Here is a 14,363-nt window from a genome sequence, read left to right as displayed (position 1 = left end):
CGCCCTGTCCCGGCGAGATCCCCTCTCGCCGGGACAGGGGCGTTGTCAGTGGCGGCTGGCACGATCGGATCATGACGACGAACGACTGGGACTCCCTCGCCGCCACCTTCGACCAGGAGGCCGACCACGGGCTGCTCGACCCGGTGGTCCGCGCCGCCTGGGCGCGGCGGATGGAGAGCTGGCTGCCCACCGAACCGTCCGACGTGCTCGACCTCGGCTGCGGTACGGGAAGCCTCGCCCTGCTCGCGGCCGGGCAGGGCCATCGGCTCACCGCCGTGGACAGTTCGCCGCGCATGGTGGAGCGGGCCCGCGCCAAGCTGGCCGGCACCGGGGCCGATGTGCTGGCGGGGGACGCGGCCCGGCCGCCCGTCGGCGACCGGAGGTTCGACGTGATCCTCGCCCGGCACGTGGTGTGGCTGCTGCCCGACCCGGCGGCCGTCCTGCGCCACTGGGCGGGGCTGTTGCGCCCGGGCGGCAGGCTGGTGCTGGTGGAGGGGGTGTGGAACGGCGACGGTCTCTCCGCCGAGCGCCTCACCACGCTGCTCGCCCCGTTCACCGAGCGCGTCCACCACGAACGGCTCTCCGACGACCCTGTCCTGTGGGGCAAGAAGGTCGACGACGTGCGCTACGCCCTGGTCGCCCGCGTACACCGGCCGCGCCGGCACACCGAGGTCGTCGACGTGCACCTGATCCTCCGCCGCGGCCCCGAGGTCCTCCTCGCCCGCCGGGCCGGCACCGGCTACGCGGACGGCCTGCTGCACGCCCCTTCCGGCCATGTGGAGGACGGCGAGGACGTGCGGGAGGCGGTGATCCGGGAGGCGGCCGAGGAGATCGGTCTCGACCTCGGCCCGGAGGAGCTGCGCGTGGCCCTGGTCATGCAGCACCGGGGACCGGCGGGCAACGCCCGGACGGGCTGGTTCTTCGAAGCGGAGTACGACCCGGACAGGCCCCCGTACAACCGCGAACCCGACAAGTGCTCCGAGCTGGCCTGGCATCCGCTGGACGAGCTCCCCGACGACATGGTCGCCTACTGCCACGCGGGGCTCGACGGCTACCGGGCGGGGGAGTCGTTCCTGATCCACTGGCACAAGGACGGCGACCCGGTCGCGTACGAACCGGAGGGCGAGAGCCGGGCGGTGGCGCTGCCGGCCGGCGGGACACGCACCGGCCGGGTCCACCACATCGAGCTGTGGGTGCCCGACCTGGCGGCGGCCACGCCGGGCTGGGACTGGCTCCTCGGCGAGCTGGGCCATGTCCCGTACCAGGACTGGGCGCACGGGCGCAGCTGGCGGCGCGGGGACGGCTATGTGGTGATCGAGCAGTCGCCCGACCTGGCCCCCGGCGCGCACGAGCGCCGGCGCCCCGGCCTCAACCACCTGGCGTTCCACGTCGAGCACCGGGCCGCCCTGGACGCCCTGGTGGCCCGGGCCCCGGACCACGGCTGGCGGCTGCTCTTCGCGGACCGCCATCCGCACGCGGGCGGCGAGGACTGCGTGGCCGCCTACCTGGAGGACGCGGCGGGGTACGAGGTGGAGCTGGTGGTGCGCTGAGGGGGCGTCGGCGGGGTGCGGGGCCCGGGCTCAGGCAGCCGGACCCCGCACCCCGGGGCAGCCCCCGCTCAGGCAGCCGGACCCCGCACCTGGGGCAGCGCCCCGCTCAGGCCAGCAGCGGGGCGAGCCCGTCCGCCGAGCGGGCCAGCCGCTCCAGCTCGTCCAGTGCCGCCACCGCGGCCCGCGCCGCCTCCGGGTCGCGCCCGGCCAGGCCGCTCTCGGCGAACTCGTCCTCGTCCAGGCGCAGGACGGCGGAGCGGTCGGCCGACACCCACAGGTCGAGGTCCAGGTCCTCCACGACCAGCTCGCCGTCCCGGACCACGGCCGGGCGGGTCACGTCGCAGTACCAGCCCTTGAGTTCGCCCGCGCCGGTGCGGACCTCCTTCACCGCGAACCACGCGTCGCGCCAGTAGTGCTCGGTGAAGACGTCGCCCGGCTCGAAGCGGACGAAGCCGAAGTCACGGACCTCCGGGGCGGCCCAGGGCGCCCGTACGGTCACCCGGGTGCCGTCGTCGGCGACCAGGGCGGCGGGGTACCTGATCTTGGTCTTCCCGGCCTTGACCAGGACGACGGTCAGACCGGCGTCAGCCGAGCTTGCGGACATGGCGTACCTCCGTGGCACAGATCTCGTAGCCGAACCAGCGGTTGATGGCCAGCATCGGGCCGTTGCCGGCGTCGTTCCCGGTGTAGGCGTCGGTGTACCCGGCGGCACGCGCCCGGTGTAGCGAGTCGTTCTTCGCGAGCTTGGCGAGACCGCGGCCGCGGTGGGCCCGCCGGGTGCCGGTCATCCCCGACCAGTAGCGGTCCACCCCGTCGGTCCGGGCGGCGCTGAAGGCCGCCACCTCGCCGTCGGCCACCACGACCGAGGTGAGGCGGTGGTCCAGGCCGGGGTCGCCCCAGGTCTCGGTGAGCCACTCCTCGTAGTCGTCGAGCCGGGCGGGCGTGTCGCTGGGCTCGTCCGCCGTGGTCTCGGCGTCCGCCTCGAAGAGCGGGCGCGGGTCGTCCGCGAAGTCGGCGGCCGTCCGCAGCTCGACACCGGCCGGCGGCTCCTGACGGGGCGGCAGCGAGCCGTTAGCCAGGTCCAGATGGAGGAAGTGGGCGGGCCGGCTCGGCGTGTAGCCGTGCTTCGCGGCGAACGCCCGGCTGTCCGGCGTGTCCAGCACCCAGGTGTGCACCGACGCCGCGCCGGCCAGGGCCAGATACTCCTCGGCGGTCCGCAGCAGCAGCGACCCCGCGCCCCGGCCGGTCCGCTCCGGATGGGTGTACGGATTGCAGAACCCATGCCCCGGCCCGGGGCTCTCATGGTTCAGGCCCACCTGCGCCGTGCCGATGACCTCACCGTCCTCCTCGGCGACCAGCATCCGGTACCGCCGCCCGGCCGGAGCACCGGTCAGCTCGAACACGGCCTGCTCCGGTGTGATGATCATGTACGGGAGGGCGGCGCGCCGTACCCGTACCCAGTCCTCGGCGTCGGCGGGCCGGAAGTCGCGCACGATGACAGTCATGGGGCGGACCGTACCGACGCCCCCGCCCCGCCCGCCTCCCGTTTTCCGCCGGTGGGGGACAATCGGCCCGTGACCCCGAAAATCGCTGTGGACCCGGATTCCGGCACCGCCCCGTACGAGCAGCTGCGCACGCAGATCTCCGAACAGGCCCGCTCCGGCGTGCTGCCGGTCGGCTACCGCCTGCCGACGGTACGCGGCTTCGCCGAGGAGCTGGGCCTCGCCGCCAACACGGTCGCCAAGGCGTACCGGGCGCTGGAGGCGGACGGCGTCATCGAGACCCGCGGCCGCAACGGCACCTTCGTCGCCGCCGCCGGCGACACCGCCGACCGCAACGCCGCCACGGCGGCCCGGGAGTACGCGGAGCAGGCCCGCCGCCTCGGCCTCTCCCGGGCCCGCGCCCTGGAACTGGCCCAGGACGCGGTGCGGGCGGTCTTCGCGGACTGACCCGGCCGGCGCGGTCGCGGGGAGGCCCGCACGGACGCGACGTGCCCGGGCACCCCGCGCCCCGCTCACCCCAGGGTCCGCACCACCGACCCCAGCACCTGGTCCATCGGGCAGGGCCCGTACCGGCGGGAGTCCTCGCTGTGCGGGCTGTCGCCGACCACCGCCAGGCAGCCGGCCGGTACCGGTGCGCCGCCGAAGTCCTCGCCCTCCAGGGCGACCGCCCGCTTGATGTACCACTCGGTCGCCCCCAGGTCCCGGGTGACCGGGGCCTTCCCCCGCCACGCCGCGTCCGGGTCGGGGCAGGCGACCACGATGATGCCGCCCGTCCGCACGCCCCGCGTCCCGCGCCGGATCAGCACCCGGGTGCCGGGACGCAGCGTCGGCATCATGCTGTGCCCGAGCACCGTCACGGCGACGTACGTACGCCGCACCCGCCAGGCGGCGAGCAGCGCGCAGACGGCACCGGCGCACACCAGGGCCACGGCCGTCACGAGATCCGCCCGTCCCGCACCTGGACCACCCGGTCGCAGCGCTCCACGACATGGGCGTCGTGGGTGGCCAGCACCACCGTGGCGCCGTGCCGTTCGCGCAGCCCGGTCAGCAGATCGAGGACGTCCTCGCCCGCCCGCGAGTCCAGGTTGCCCGTCGGCTCGTCCGCGAGGATCAGCCGCGGGCCGCCGATCAGGGCGCGGGCGATGGCCACCCGCTGCTGCTGACCGCCCGACAGCTTCGACGGCAGCGACTGCTCCCGGCCCTCCAGACCGACCGAGGCCAGCAGCTCACGGGCCCTGGCCCGCCGGTCGAAGTCCACCCGGTGCGGCAGCACCGGCGCGATGACGTTGTCCAGCGCCGTCAGCGCCGGCAGCAGATGGAACCGCTGGAAGACGAACCCCACCCGGCGCCGGTACGCGGCCAGTCGGGCGCGGTTCATCGAGGTGATGCGCTGCCCGTCGACGTCGATGGTCCCCGCATCGGGCCGGTCGAGCGCGCCCAGCAGATACAGCAGGGTGGACTTGCCCGAACCCGAGGGCCCGGTGAGCGCGACGAGCTCGCCCCGGGCGATCTCCAGGTCCACCCCGTCGCAGGCGCGGACCGGTGCACCGGAGCCTGCCCCGTACGTCTTGGAGAGGGAGCTCACCTCGATCATCGCGGCGCTCACACCTCCACCTCCCTGTTCTCGGTGTATCCGGACGCCTGAAGGGTGAAGAGCCTCGCGTACTCGCCGTTCAGGTCCATCAGTTCGTCATGGCTGCCGCACTCCCGGGTCCGGCCGTCCGCCAGGACCACGATGCGGTCCGCCCGGCGTACCGTCCCCAGCCGGTGCGAGATCAGCAGACTGGTCGTCCCCTCGCGGTGGGCGCGCAGCCGCTCGTGCAGGTTCTGTTCGGCCGCCGCGTCGAGACCGGCGCTCGGCTCGTCCAGGACCAGCAGGTCGCGGCCCTCGCGGAGCATGGCACGGGCCAGGGCGAGCCGCTGCCACTGCCCGCCGGACAGCGTGACGCCCACCGCGTCCGGGTCCTCGTCGTCCGCGTCCGGGAAGATCCGGGACAGCATCGTGTCGTAGCCGCGCGGCAGCCGGGAGACGAAGTCGTGCGCGTCCGCCCGGTGCGCGGCGCCGGCGATCCGCTCCGGGTCGCCGAGGTGGCGCAGGTCGCCCATCGCGATGTTGTCCGTCACCGACAGGTCGTAGGCCACCCGGTCCTGGAACACCGCGCTGATCCGCTCCCGCAGCCGCGCCGGGTCCATGGTCCGGATGTCAGTGCCGTCCCACCTGACGGTGCCGCGCGTGGGGTCGTACAGCCGGCACAGGAGCTTGACCAGGGTGCTCTTGCCCGCCCCGTTGAGCCCCACCAGCCCGACCGACTCGCCGCGCGCGAGCGTCAGGCTCACCCCGCGCAGCACCCACGGACCGTCCTCCCCGTACCGGAACCAGACGTCGTCCAGCTCGATGCCCTCGCGCAGCGGCGGTACGGGGAGCGGCTCGGCCGGGACCGGGAGGTCGGTGGGCAGCCGCCGGATGCCGACGTAGTGACGGAAGGTCAGCAACGCCTGGTAGCCGCTGGTGACATGGAGGATGGCGGAGGCCAGCACCCCCTGCACCCCGGCGGACGCGCCGATGAACGCCGACACGTCACCCACGCCGAACCGCCCGGACTGCGCGCCGTGGACCATCCAGGCGAGCCCGCACGCCGCGATGACGCCGCCCAGCGCGGAGGTCGGGGCCTGGAAGGCCAGCACGCGCCGGTCCAGCCGCTCCTCGGCGGCGTTGATGTCCCGCGTCTCGGTGTTCATGCGGCCCAGGAGGAAGCCCCCGGCGCCGAACAGCCGGATCTCCTTCACGGCGGCGAGGTCCAGCATCATGCTCTGGTAGAACAGCTGGCGGCGGTTGCGCGGACTGATCGTCCACATCATCCGGGCCTGCCGGCGGCTGAGCGACACCTGCACGAAGAGGGCCGGCACCGCCGCGGCGACGGTGACCGCCGTCAGCCAGGGGGAGACGCCCGACAGGACCACGGCCAGGCCCGTGACGGCGGTGGCCTGCTGCACCAGGCCGAACAGCGCCGTGGTGATCTGGTCGGGCGCCCCGGTCGCCGAGTCCTGCGCCAGCCGCAGCCGGTCCAGGAACTCCGGGTCCTCGAAGCGGGACAGCCCGACGAACCCCTCCACCTTCCCGTACAGCTCCTGCTGCGCCCGGTAGGAGATCCCGCGCCGCAGCCGGGACTTGGCGTAGTCGGAGGCGTACGGGAGGGCCGCCAGCAGGACGCCGCACAGGCCGAGCCCCACCACCAGGGCCGTCGGCGGCAGTCCGCCGGGCGTGGTGCCGTACTGCACGGAGTCGAACAGCCACTTGGTGAGCAGGGTGACCCCGGCGGGCAGCAGCCCCTGTACGACGGTCAGCAGGACCTGGCAGACGAAGGCGCCCGGCCCCGCCCGCCAGGTCAGGGCCAGGGCCGCGCACGCCCCGGTGACCAGTCCGCGCGGACCGCCCAGCCGGTGGACGTCCGGCTCCCGGCCCGCACTCACGCCGGGAGGCCTTCCAGGACGGGGTTGGTCCCGGCCTGGGCGTAGGTGACCGTGCCGTCGGGGTCCGTCATCACCGTGGTCGGCGTCGCCCGGATCGAGTACAGCGTGGAGAGGGGGCCCGCGGTCTCCTCCACGACCACGGTCGCGATGTCCGCCAGCGGCGCCGCCATCTCGCGCGCGTCCTCCGCGTCACCGGCGATGACCACCAGCATCTGCGCCGCGTCCATGCCCGTGCGCCGGGCGAACTCGGGCAGGTCGCCCACCGCCATGGTGCAGGCGGGGCAGTCCGTGGACAGGAAGGTGAGCGCCGCCTGCCGCCCCTTCAGCGACTCCTCGGACACCGGCTCGCCGGCCACGGTGACGGCCGTGAACCCCGGGAGCGCCGAACCGGTCTCCGGCCCCGAGTCGAGCGAGCCGAAGGGCTGCTGCCGCTCGGACTCGTGCCGGCGCAGCCGTCTGATCACCGCGAGGGTCAGCATCAGGTTGAGTACGGTGACGGCTCCCACGAGCACGAGCCCGGCGGTCAGATAGATCATGCCCATTCCTCTTTCATGAGAACTTCCATGAGAACTTCCACGAGAACTTCCACGAGAACTTCCACGAGAACTTCCACGAGAACTTCCACGAGAACTTCTTTCAGGGCTTCAGCAGTTCGACGATGTCGTCGTACAAGGCGGTCACGACGGTGACGACCACCGCCGCCGTCGCGCAGATCGTGAGGGCCGGCGCCGCCGCGCCGGGCACCCCGGCCGCTGCCGGCCCCCAGCACCCCAGGCACGCCAGCGCCAGCAGGAAGGCGTTGCGCACCACGTGCCGCCGGCCGAGCCGGGCCGTGGGCCGGCCGAAGCAGGCGCAGCTCACCTCGGTCCGCGAGACGGTGGCCAGCACCGCGAGGACCGTGAAGCCGGCGGTGAGGACGAGGGCGGCGACGAGACCGGGCCGGGCGGTCTGCCGCACGCCGAGCAGGGCGAGCCCGGTCGCCGCCTCCGCCGAGACGAGCAGCAGCGCGGCGGGCCGCGTCAGCCGCCGCGCGGCGGACCGGGCCACCCGGGCCAGCAGCTGCTCCACCATCGCCGAGGTGTCCCGGAAGGCACGGGCCTTGGCGGCGGCCGACACGAGGAAGACCCCGGCGAGCGTCCACTGCACGGTGAGTACGGCGTACGCCATGGCGCTCACTCCTCCGCCAGCAGCCGGGCGGTGGGGTGCCGCCGCTGGATCAGTACGGGGACGAAGCCCGCGCCGGCGGACAGCGCCGTGCCCGCGGCCACCACCCCGCAGGCCGGGAGCACGAGGGCCGTCCAGCCGCCCGGCGACAGCCAGAGGGCGGCCGCCCCGCCGAGCAGCACCCCGGCCAGCGACCCCAGCAGCCCGATGAGCGTGCCCTCCAGCAGGACCAGCCGGGTCACCACCCCGTCGCCCCAGCCGACCGCCCGCAGCAGGGCGAACTCGGCTGCCCGCTCCTGGACGCCGAGGTACAGCACATCGCCCACGGCCACGACGGACAGCACCGCCATGGTCACCACCGCGGCCACGTCCGCCGAGCGCACCTGGACGGAGATCGTCTCGCCCAGGAGCGATCCGGCGAGCGTCCCGCGGAAGGCGTAGGTCGCCGCCAGGAGCAGCAGGGTCGCGGCGGTCGCCGTCGCCACGGCCGCGGCGCCCAGCAGACTGCGCCCCCTGGCCCGTACGGCGTTGGCCACGGCCAGGCCGGTCACCCCGGCGAACATCCGGGCCCGGCCGCCGGTGACGACCGCCGGACGCAGCGCGGTCACCGGCTGCACCCGGGACGCGAGCCAGGCCGGGATCGCACCGCTCGCCGCCGCGACGGCCAGCGCCACGGGGACGGCCGAGAGCACGTGACCGGCCGACGCGTCGACGCCGAGCGCCCGCGCGGCCCCCCAGGCGACGGCGGCGCCGAGCAGCCCGGCCACCGCGCCGAGCAGCAGCAGTTCGCCGAGCACCACGCCGAACAGGTGCCCGCGCCGCCAGCCGACCGCGGTGAGCAGTCCCCACTCGGACCGGCGCGACCGTACGGAGGACGCCGCGGCGTTCGCGACGAACAGCACGCACACCACCAGGACCAGACCGAGGAGGACCAGCGACTTGGTGTCGGACGCCTGGATGATCCGCGCGGCCACGTTCTTCTTGCTCCACCACTCGGTGAGCGCGAGTGCGGGCCGGCCGTTGTCACCGGCGGGCAGTTCGACGGTGAGCGGGGCGGGCGACGAGCCGAGCGTGATGTCCACCCGGAGCCCGCAGACGCGGCCGATGGCCTCGGCGGCCAGCCGGACGCGCTCCCGTGAGACGGCGTCGGCGCCGGTGACACCGGCCACCCGGACCCGGATCGCCGAGATGGGCGCGGTGGCCTGTTCGGACGTCAGATAGCCGTGGTCGCCGAGCCAGTCGGCGGCCGCCATCGAGGTCAGCAGCAGGGGCGGCTGCTGGATGTAGGAGGTCGGCGAGGAGGCGGGGCGCAGGGGCTTCCCGCCGAGCAGCTTCCGGGACCGCGCGTCGGCGCCGGTGAGCGCGGGCTGCGCGTAGGTGCCGAGCGGGACCCGGCTCGCCGCGTCGAACTCGGGCAGCCGGCCGGGGTCGAACGAGCCGACGACCTCGGGCAGCGCGGACGGCCGCTCGCCCTGTTCCCCCTGCGGTACGAGTGAGCGGAACCACACGTCCTGGCCGTCGAGCGGCAGGGCGGCGGCCTCCCCGTCGGGGCGGGGCACGGTCCGGGGCCGTACGGTGCCGTCCCCGTCCGTGTCGTAGGTGACGGGACCGGTGGCCCGGAGCGAGCCCAGCACGGCCTCGCTCCGTTCACCGACCTTGTGTTCCAGCTGCCGGGACCCGGCGTCGAACCGCTTGCTCAGGAGCGCGTGGTCGTCGCCCTCGCGGGTGAGGGTGACGGCGACCACCAGATCGTCGGCGGCGTCGGCGGAGCGCAGCATCGGCAGGACAGCGCCGGGGGCCTCGTCGCCCTCGCCGGGCACCTGCCGGGGCGGGGCGGAGGTGAGGTAGTGGCCCTGCGTCACGGCGCCCGCGAGGCCGGAGAGTTCGGCCTCGGCCTCGGGGTCGATGCCCGCGATGACATAGGACACCGGGAAGCCGAAGACGACGCGGGTCCACGGTCCGGAGGGCTCCTTGGCGGACTGTTCGTTCCGGGCCGTGATCCCCGACCAGGACAGGCAGGTGACGGCGTGGCTGAGTCCGGTGGACTGCTCCTCCGCCCGGAGACCGCCCTTGCACACCTCGCGGCGTTCGCCGGAGGGCAGCACCTCGAAGTAGCGGTTGGTCAGGTACTCGGCCCTGCCGTCGGCCTCCTGGCGGACCACCCGCTTTCCGGGGCGCGTCTCCAGCGGGTAGGGGGTGACGAAGACGGTGTGCGGCTGCTGCGTGATGGTGGACAGGCCGCGGTCGTAGTGCCAGGTCCGGCCGAGTTCGTACGTGCCCCGGGTGCCGTGCGGCAGCAGCTTGGCGAGGTCGATGCTCACCGAGCCCGGTTCCGTGGCGTACCCGAGCACCTCCAGCGGGGCCGCGACCTCGACGCCCGGCACCCGTCGTACGGCGGCGAGCTGGGCGCGGGTGAGGCCGCCGTAGACGTCGGAGAGCGAGTTGGGGCGGATCAGCCCCTGATCGGTCTCCAGCTTCTGCGCCGCGCCCCGGGGCCGTATCAGCAGGTCGTACGCGCCGCGGCTGTCGCCGACGGTGCCGGTGACGGTGAGCCGGGCGGACTCGGTGGTGGACGACAGGACGGCGAACGAGGAGACGGCGACCAGGATCCCGACGAGCAGGGCCAGCGAGCGCGCCCAGTGGCTCAGCAGCTGCTGCCGCATCAGACGCAGCACAAGGTCCTCCTCGTCGGGGTCCGTACGGTGGAACGGCCGGTCAGCCTCCGGCCGCGCCGGTCAGGGTGCGGGCGGGGTCAGCAGTAGTTGCCGCAGAACTTCCAGCTGCTGCAGTACGGGGCGGAGCAGCCGCTGCCGCCCGCCATGTAGCAGCACCGCCCGAACTGCCGGATGCCCATCTCGCACTTGTAGTCCTTGTACGAGGTACAGCCGGTGCCGCAGGTGACGCAGGCGGCCTGCGCCTCGGCTTCGGGCACCAGCTTGCGGAGCAGGGTGTCGCCGAGTCCGGTCAGGAACTTCACGGGATTCGCCTCTTCTCGTCGGTGCGCCTCGGTCGGAATTCAGCGGCCCGGCACGGAGGTACGGGCCGCGGCGGCACGGCTCGCCCCATGAGGACGCACGGTGCCGCCGCGATGCGCCGGGTGCCCAGGAGTCGACTCCTGTCCGCGGGGCATTGGCGTAGACCAATGGAGTAGACCACCCGATTCGAACGGCTGCAACCCTCTTGGCGGATCGGGGAGTTGGAGTGATCGTCCGACACGGGGGCGTCGGCAGAAGCTCATCCGTTCAACTTGGCATGAACACTTCCGGAAAGGCGGTCCGCGCTGCTACCACTGAGTAGGCAGAGATCCTGCCGGCCGGTCCAAGGGAGATCCCGTGAAATTGTCCAGACTCGTGGCATTCTCGTCCTCGCTCCTGCTCGGTGCCGTCATCGCCCTGACCGGGGCGACCACCGCGAACGCCGCACCGTCCGTCGACTACGTCGCCCTCGGGGACTCGTACTCCTCGGGCGTCGGCTCCGGGAGTTACATCGGCTCCAGCGGCGACTGCAAGCGCAGCACCCTCGCCTATCCCTCCCTCTGGGCCTCCGCCCACTCGCCGGCCTCCTTCTCCTTCACTGCCTGCTCCGGGGCGCGCACCGGCGATGTGATCGCCAGTCAGCTCGGGCCGCTGAACTCCTCGACCGACCTCGTCTCGATCTCCATCGGCGGCAACGACGCCGGCTTCTCCGACGTCATGACGACCTGCGTCCTCCACTCGGAGTCCACCTGTCTCAACCGCATCGCCACCGCCCGCAGTTACGTGGACACCACACTGCCCGGCAAGCTGAACTCGGTGTACGACGCGATCGAGGCCAAGGCGCCCGCCGCCCATGTCGTCGTCCTCGGCTACCCGCGCTTCTACAAGATCGGCGGCAGCTGCGTCGTCGGACTGAGCGACAAGGTGCGCAGCGCCATCAACGGCGCCGCCGACTACCTCAACGCGGCCACCGCCAAGCGTGCCGCGGACCACGGCTTCAGCTTCGGTGACGTCACCAGCGCCTTCGCCGGGCACGAGATCTGCTCGGGAAGCGCCTGGCTGCACAGCCTCAACTGGCTGAACATCGGCGAGTCGTACCACCCCTTCGCCGCCGGGCAGTCCGGTGGCTATCTGCCCGTCCTGAACGCGCTCGACTGACCGGTGGCGCGCCCCGCGAGGGGCGCGCCTTCCACCGGCCGGCCAACTCGCCCCGGAATCGGCAGGATTCGCCGACGGTTCGTCAACCTCCGTATATGTGTGCGCAATCCCGTGCCCGGGATACACGAGTGTCGGTGGCAGGCGATAGGGTTAACCTGCCCGGGCCGAGTGCCCTCGTACGGGTGGGGAGTGACATGGAACAGATAACGGTGCGCAGCAGGGCGCGCGTGCCTGCCATTACATGCGGGAGCGGTGCGACGAGTTCGCGCCTCGACCGCCATCTCGCGGTGCTGGGCGGCCCCGTCGTCCCGCAGCGCGAGTCCGCGGAAGCGACACTGCTGATGCGCGAGCTGACCTCGCGCGACGCCGGGCACACCCGTCGCAGCAGAAGCGCACGGGTCTCGCTCTTCGCTCCGCTGCGCCGGCTGCGGCGCTCGCTCTTCGGCAGCCGCCGCTGACCGAAGGCGGCCCTGGTTCCCGCAGCGCGCTGCTGCCCGCTCTTCCGTCATCCCCGGAGCCGGCAGTGGCGCGTCGCCATGTCCGCGCCCGGTCACGCACTGTGTTCGCAGGGCTTGTATGGGTGCCGAGGTAATTCGGTCCCGAAGTACTTCTACACTGTGCGCATGCCCGAGAAGCGAGCCGCGCGTCTGCACCCCGACGAGCGGAGGGCGCAATTGGTGGCGATTGGCGTGGACATGCTTGTCGAGTGCTCGCTGGACGAGCTCTCCACCGACGCGGTGGCCCGGCGCGCCGGCATATCGCGGGGCCTGCTCTTCCACTACTTCGATTCCAAGCGCGACTTCTACCGGTCCGTGGTGCGCCGGGAGTGCGACGACTTCGCCGCCGCCACCGAACCGGACCCCTCGCTGGACCCGGTCCGCTGGATGCGCGCGTTCATCGCCGGCTTCGTCGCGTACGTCACCGGGCGCCGCAAGGTCTACCGCGCCCTCGTCCGGGGCGCATCGGGCAGCCACCCCGCCGCCGGGGACATCGTCGAGGCCACCCGCGCCACCCTGGCCGCCCGGGTGGTCGAGGGGCAGCGGCGGCTCGGGATGCCGCAGTCGCCCCGGCTCGCGCTGGCCACCCGGGCCTGGCTCGCCTTCGCGGAGGAGGCCGTCACGAGCTGGCCCCTGGAGGAGCCGGGCGCCCTCGACGAGCTCCGCGCCTTCCTGGAGTCCGGCTTCGTCCGCCTCCTCGGCGACCTGGACCGGCCCGCCGCGCTGTCCGACTGAGCCCCGTTCAAAGCAGCGCGAACTGCCCGTCCGGGCCCTCCTCCCGGTGGTCCAGCACCGAGGCGGGCCGCCGCGCCGCCTCCGCGACCGGCAGCACCCCCGCCGCGCGCAGTTCGTCCGCCCCGGTCTCCGGCGCCGCGGCGAGCGCGCCGGCCAGCATCTCCTGCCGGGGCCGCAGTCCGGCGAGCAGGGCGAGCAGCGTGACCAGCTCCAGCAGCTCCGAGGTCCACTCCTGCTGCCAGGCGCGGGGGCGCATCGCCTCAAGCCCCGCCGCCCCGGGCCCCGCCGCCGCCCCGAGCCCCGCCGTCCGCCGCTCGAACCACAGATCGAGGACCCGCACCCCGCTCACCCGGAACTCCCACGCACCGGCCGGCACCGGCGAGACGCGCCCCGAGCCCAGGTGGAGCACCCGCTCCTCGGCGTCGTACGACAGCGGCCCCGGGGCCGGCGGGACGGCGGCACGCACATAGGGGCGCTGTCCGCCCGGCAGCCGGGGGCGCTCCGCCCCGCGCGCCCCGCGCAGCTGGAGCCGCAGCAGCTCACGGCCCAGCTCGACCCCCTCCGCCCAGCGCGCGGCGTCCGCCGGGAGCGGGACCACGCAGCCGGCCGGTGAGGACCGGGCCGCCGCCAGGACCCAGGCGAGCACCGACTCGGCGGTGACCCCGCCCCCGTACCGGGCACGCAGCGCCGGGAGCAGGCCCGGGGCGAGGTTGGGTTCGAGGCCGCCGGGGCGGCGGTACAGCGGGCGGACGCGGCCGGGGCGCCCGGCGGGGGAGTGGCCGTCGGGCAGCAGCGTCGTCACCGACACGGCGGGGCCCGGATCGTTCGGCACCCGGCCGTGCTCGACGAGGAAGAGCTGGTGGTCGTCGGCGACCCGCCACAGCTCGGGCCGGGCCACGTCGATGAGGCGGTGGTCGGGCAGCAGCCACTGTTCGTCGAACGGCCCGTGCAGCACCCGCACCGGCTCCGGGCACGGGCCCGACTCACGGGCGAAGCGGCCGGTGGCGCTGGACCGGCCGGGCAGGGCGGCCACGGCGGTCTGCTGCGTACGGGCGCGGGTCGGCGCGAACAGCCGCTCGCGCTCCTCGCCCGAAGCCCGTACGAGCCGGTCCCAACGGGCGCGGAGGGACACCGCGTCGGGGGCGGTCACCCAGGGGCGCCCGGTGCGCAGCGGCCGTACGGACCAGGGCATGAGGTCGTCGAGGAGGGGGCCGCGCGGGCCCTCGCCGGACCCGGCCGCTGCCGGTGCTGCCACCGTCTCGCCCTCCCCGCCTGCCACGCCCGCCGCCTTCCCCGGCATCGTAACGGCGG

At 74.0% G+C, this 14,363-nt stretch carries 15 protein-coding genes; 5 read left to right on the top strand and 10 right to left on the bottom strand.

The genetic code is table 11. From position 1 onward, the window contains the following. Positions 1 to 71: 71 nt before the first annotated feature. Complete coding sequence (locus OG242_RS05370; protein ID WP_405897044.1) at positions 72 to 1,550, top strand: trifunctional class I SAM-dependent methyltransferase/NUDIX hydrolase/VOC family protein; 1,479 nt, start codon at positions 72 to 74, stop codon at positions 1,548 to 1,550. 106 nt (positions 1,551 to 1,656) lie between these two features. On the opposite strand, the gene OG242_RS05365 is transcribed toward OG242_RS05370, so the two are convergent. Both OG242_RS05365 and OG242_RS05360 read right to left on the bottom strand, forming a co-directional pair. Then, the gene (locus OG242_RS05365) at positions 1,657 to 2,154 is read right to left on the bottom strand and encodes a DUF402 domain-containing protein (protein ID WP_405897043.1); all 498 of its coding nucleotides are present in this window, start codon (positions 2,152 to 2,154) and stop codon (positions 1,657 to 1,659) included. Next, positions 2,135 to 3,055 (bottom strand): GNAT family N-acetyltransferase, encoded by a 921-nt coding sequence (locus OG242_RS05360; protein WP_405897042.1) that lies wholly within the window; start codon positions 3,053 to 3,055, stop codon positions 2,135 to 2,137. The genes OG242_RS05365 and OG242_RS05360 overlap by 20 nt, the downstream gene beginning before the upstream one ends. 69 nt (positions 3,056 to 3,124) lie before the next feature. Between OG242_RS05360 and OG242_RS05355 the strand changes: the two genes are divergently transcribed. After that, complete coding sequence (locus tag OG242_RS05355; RefSeq protein WP_405897041.1) at positions 3,125 to 3,499, top strand: GntR family transcriptional regulator; 375 nt, start codon at positions 3,125 to 3,127, stop codon at positions 3,497 to 3,499. 65 nt (positions 3,500 to 3,564) lie between these two features. On the opposite strand, the gene OG242_RS05350 is transcribed toward OG242_RS05355, so the two are convergent. The 7 genes from OG242_RS05350 to OG242_RS05320 form a co-directional block, all read right to left on the bottom strand. Continuing rightward, positions 3,565 to 3,990, bottom strand: coding sequence for a S24/S26 family peptidase (locus tag OG242_RS05350; protein ID WP_405897040.1), 426 nt, complete (start codon positions 3,988 to 3,990; stop codon positions 3,565 to 3,567). Beyond that, positions 3,987 to 4,658, bottom strand: coding sequence for an ABC transporter ATP-binding protein (locus tag OG242_RS05345; protein WP_405897039.1), 672 nt, complete (start codon positions 4,656 to 4,658; stop codon positions 3,987 to 3,989). The genes OG242_RS05350 and OG242_RS05345 overlap by 4 nt, the downstream gene beginning before the upstream one ends. Then, positions 4,655 to 6,523 carry an ABC transporter ATP-binding protein gene (locus tag OG242_RS05340; RefSeq protein ID WP_405897038.1) on the bottom strand — a complete coding sequence of 623 codons (1,869 nt, stop codon included), beginning with the start codon at positions 6,521 to 6,523 and terminating at the stop codon, positions 4,655 to 4,657. The genes OG242_RS05345 and OG242_RS05340 overlap by 4 nt, the downstream gene beginning before the upstream one ends. Continuing rightward, positions 6,520 to 7,059 (bottom strand): peroxiredoxin family protein, encoded by a 540-nt coding sequence (locus OG242_RS05335; RefSeq protein WP_405897037.1) that lies wholly within the window; start codon positions 7,057 to 7,059, stop codon positions 6,520 to 6,522. Before OG242_RS05335 ends, OG242_RS05340 begins: the two co-directional genes overlap by 4 nt. A gap of 100 nt (positions 7,060 to 7,159) precedes the next feature. Next, on the bottom strand, positions 7,160 to 7,690 hold the full coding sequence (locus OG242_RS05330; RefSeq protein WP_405897036.1) for a MauE/DoxX family redox-associated membrane protein: 531 nt from the start codon (positions 7,688 to 7,690) through the stop codon (positions 7,160 to 7,162). 5 nt (positions 7,691 to 7,695) lie between these two features. After that, complete coding sequence (locus OG242_RS05325; protein WP_405897035.1) at positions 7,696 to 10,362, bottom strand: FtsX-like permease family protein; 2,667 nt, start codon at positions 10,360 to 10,362, stop codon at positions 7,696 to 7,698. Between the two features lie 77 nt (positions 10,363 to 10,439). Beyond that, a complete protein-coding gene (locus OG242_RS05320; RefSeq protein WP_405897034.1) occupies positions 10,440 to 10,664 on the bottom strand; it encodes a hypothetical protein in 225 nt (74 codons plus the stop codon). Between the two features lie 373 nt (positions 10,665 to 11,037). Here OG242_RS05320 and OG242_RS05315 point away from each other — a divergent pair, with 373 nt between their 5' ends. From OG242_RS05315 to OG242_RS05305, 3 genes are all read left to right on the top strand, one after another. After that, on the top strand, positions 11,038 to 11,820 hold the full coding sequence (locus OG242_RS05315; RefSeq protein ID WP_405901511.1) for an SGNH/GDSL hydrolase family protein: 783 nt from the start codon (positions 11,038 to 11,040) through the stop codon (positions 11,818 to 11,820). A 194-nt stretch (positions 11,821 to 12,014) separates the two neighbouring features. Next, positions 12,015 to 12,278, top strand: a complete 264-nt coding sequence (locus OG242_RS05310) for a hypothetical protein (RefSeq protein WP_164640855.1) — start codon at positions 12,015 to 12,017, stop codon at positions 12,276 to 12,278. Positions 12,279 to 12,443: 165 nt separating this feature from the next. After that, the gene (locus OG242_RS05305) at positions 12,444 to 13,052 is read left to right on the top strand and encodes a TetR/AcrR family transcriptional regulator (protein WP_405897033.1); all 609 of its coding nucleotides are present in this window, start codon (positions 12,444 to 12,446) and stop codon (positions 13,050 to 13,052) included. 7 nt (positions 13,053 to 13,059) lie between these two features. Here the strand turns inward: OG242_RS05305 and OG242_RS05300 are convergent, their stop codons facing one another. Continuing rightward, on the bottom strand, positions 13,060 to 14,352 hold the full coding sequence (locus tag OG242_RS05300) for a type ISP restriction/modification enzyme (RefSeq protein WP_405897032.1): 1,293 nt from the start codon (positions 14,350 to 14,352) through the stop codon (positions 13,060 to 13,062). Between the last annotated feature and the right edge of the window lie 11 nt (positions 14,353 to 14,363).

The sequence above is a fragment of the Streptomyces sp. NBC_00727 genome (assembly GCF_045161745.1).
Classification (GTDB): domain Bacteria; phylum Actinomycetota; class Actinomycetes; order Streptomycetales; family Streptomycetaceae; genus Streptomyces.
Note: the sequence above shows the minus strand (reverse complement) of the source record. Positions and strands in the feature narration are given on the sequence as shown.